Raw genomic sequence first — 2,776 nt, 5'->3', positions numbered from 1 at the left:
ATTTTCCTTCGGAAAATCCTCGCCCACAAACACGCAACTTTCCATACACGAACACGTTGTGCACTATTTGAGAAAATCATTACGTTGAATTGAATATTCGAATGAAATTAACCAACGAACAGTTTACAGAAGCTGCATTTATTTTTGAAAAAGCGAACGGAAATCCTCATTCGGTTTATGAAAAAAAAATAATTGCGGCATCGGAATTGACCAAATTTAAGCCGACTGAATTGGAGCAAATAATAGTTGACGGACTGAACTCTGGAATTTATAAAAACGAAGACGAGCGAGTTAGCGGATATTGGACTTTATCAAAAATCGGAAATCGGAATTTAATTTCGGATTTTAAAGAATGGTTGAGGACTGAATTGGAAAACGAAAATGGAATTGCATTTTTCCAATTATTAATTGCACTCGACCGACTTGAAGAACCTGCTTTTAACGAAAAAAGAACTGGACAAGGAGCAGACGAAACTGAATTGAATATTAGAGACGCAAAACAATATTTGAATAAATAAAAAACAGTGCACAACACCGTGTATAAAAAATTGCTTGTTTTAGCTAATACAAAGTTGGTTGCTTGTTTGCTGGCTTCCGATTTTCCTTCGGAAAATCCTCGCCCTCAAACACGCAACTTTCCATACACGAACACGTTGGCAAACATTTAAGAAGAACGCTCAATGAACCGAATTTTAATATTGATAATTATGTTTTCATTTTTCGGATGCGGAAAAAATAAATCGCAAAAAACCGACAAAGACCTTGTAAATAATTATGTGGCAACAACTATCGAACTGAATATTGAAGATGAACCTTCTCTAATGATTTTGCTTCATAAAGACGGAACAATAAATCGAAAAGGAAGAGGAACAGAAGAAATCGATAATAACTTTTATATGGGAATTCAGAAAGACAGCCTCTTATCGCAACTGACTAAATCAATAACACCTGATTTCCAATCTTTGCTAAATAGAGTCTATGACTATCCTGATAAAAAAGGCAAAACTTGTATGCTTGAAATAACATTGTCTAACGGAAAAGAGACCAAAGGAGTTCGATATACTTATGGTTCGGAATCAATGGGACCACCTATTCCGATTGCAAATTATGTAAATAAAGCAATTGAACTGACAGACCCTTGGTTCAATGAGCAAGTAAAAATGGTTGAAAATAGTGAAACTGAATAAAAAAAACGATTTGCCAACACCGGCTATAATTCATTGCTTCCGACTTTCCTCTCGGAAAGTCCTCGCAAATTTGCTATCTTCGGTTTACGGCGGAAAATCCTCGCGGATTTTCACGCAACGAAACCATAGCCAATCACGTTGCCATTAATTTGAAAAACATGAACAAATCGATAATAATTGTACTTCTGACCTTATTAATTTCTAGTTGTAAGGATATTAATAAATCGGAAAATAAAATTGCGGAAATCGAAAATTTGCGTGCGGAAAATGATAGTCTGAAAAAAATTATAGCGGAAATAAATAATAAATATGTTTTTGACAGTATTTTTTTAAAAACCATTAATAGCCCAAATAACACATTAAAATCTGACTCTGATTATGAAATGCAAATTATGGTTTTAGGTTATAATCCAACAAAAAGTTATTTTGTAAAGTTTGATAGTATTGTAAACGGGGAAAAAGTAAACCCTGATACTTTAAAACAAAGAAATGGAACGTTTTTATATAAGACAAAACTAGTAGATGAATTAACGAGGCTTAATGTAGATGTGAAAATCGAAAATAAATTTGGTCAAAATTCCAAAGGAACATTATCGGATTTAATAAAAATAACTCGTTGTGCATTTTAAATAATGCTAATTTTAATATTGTTGATGTTTCTATCAAAAATAAACTTATTGATATATTGAATTGTTGTAAGGGCCGCTATTTTAGATAGGATCCTAGTCTTAAATCCTCGAAAAGACTTGGCATAATTACGTCTTATCATAAATTGGTCACATAATTGTGAGAACAATGTCTCTATTCTTTTTCTCTTTTTTCTGAAAATGTAAGGTTGTTTTTTATAATCTTTTTGATTGCTTCTCATAGGTGTATTTAGCTTTATGTTACAGGTTTCAAACAAATTGAGCTGTATTTCTGCTGATAGATACCCTCTATCTCCAATTAAAGTGCAATCGCCCATTTGTGCTTTAATGTCCTTAAGGTAATTGACATCGTGTACCGATGCAGGGCTCAAATCGACACTTTGAAAAACACCTTTAATAGAACAGACGGCGTGCAGCTTATAACCATAATAATTGGAACCTTGGGAGGCACAATAGCCTTTGTCAGGAAAAGCATAGGCATCCTCTTTACAGACTCTCGAACGGGAACTTCGTGATAATTTACAAACCTCTAAAGGCATACTGTCCACTATAAAATAATCTTCAAATTCATTAAAATGAGAGGCTAATCTTAATCGGATATCATCCATGTAACCTACTAATTTCCGTCTTCTTCGATTGTAGACGCTCCTGTCTATTTTTGAGGCAATAATGACAGGGAGCTTTCTAAATAAATCATTCTCACTATCTATTCCCATAAATTCAGCTGTTAAGCTTAAACAAATCAGTTCCAAATCACTCAGCTTCGGTCGACGTCTTTGATAGTCCAAAAGTTGTTCTTTTGATATTTTTTGTAATACTTCCAATATTCTTTCGTAATTTGCATTTAAGTTGTTCATAATTAATGTTTTATCGCTAAAACAATTTACTGATTATCAGTAATATGGACAACTTTTTTCTTTTAAATCATAATGCACAACGGGT

Annotated in this window: 4 protein-coding genes; 3 read left to right on the top strand and 1 reads right to left on the bottom strand. The window is 33.2% G+C overall.

Annotation, left to right across the window (positions count from 1 at the left end):
* Positions 1-101: 101 nt before the first annotated feature.
* From CSW08_RS01185 to CSW08_RS01170, 3 genes are all read left to right on the top strand, one after another.
* Complete coding sequence (locus CSW08_RS01185) at positions 102-518, top strand: hypothetical protein (RefSeq protein WP_106658082.1); 417 nt, start codon at positions 102-104, stop codon at positions 516-518.
* 189 nt (positions 519-707) lie between these two features.
* Positions 708-1,187: a hypothetical protein gene (locus tag CSW08_RS01180; RefSeq protein ID WP_106658081.1), complete on the top strand. Its 480-nt coding sequence runs from the start codon at positions 708-710 to the stop codon at positions 1,185-1,187.
* A 158-nt stretch (positions 1,188-1,345) separates the two neighbouring features.
* Complete coding sequence (locus tag CSW08_RS01170) at positions 1,346-1,816, top strand: hypothetical protein (protein ID WP_238987174.1); 471 nt, start codon at positions 1,346-1,348, stop codon at positions 1,814-1,816.
* Here CSW08_RS01170 and CSW08_RS01165 read toward each other — a convergent pair.
* A complete protein-coding gene (locus CSW08_RS01165; RefSeq protein ID WP_106658080.1) occupies positions 1,813-2,691 on the bottom strand; it encodes an IS982 family transposase in 879 nt (292 codons plus the stop codon). The two genes, CSW08_RS01170 and CSW08_RS01165, sit on opposite strands and share 4 nt — an antisense overlap.
* Positions 2,692-2,776 lie beyond the last annotated feature (85 nt).

It is taken from the genome of Confluentibacter flavum, assembly GCF_002843175.1.
Lineage (GTDB): Bacteria > Bacteroidota > Bacteroidia > Flavobacteriales > Flavobacteriaceae > Confluentibacter > Confluentibacter flavum.
Note: the sequence above shows the minus strand (reverse complement) of the source record. Positions and strands in the feature narration are given on the sequence as shown.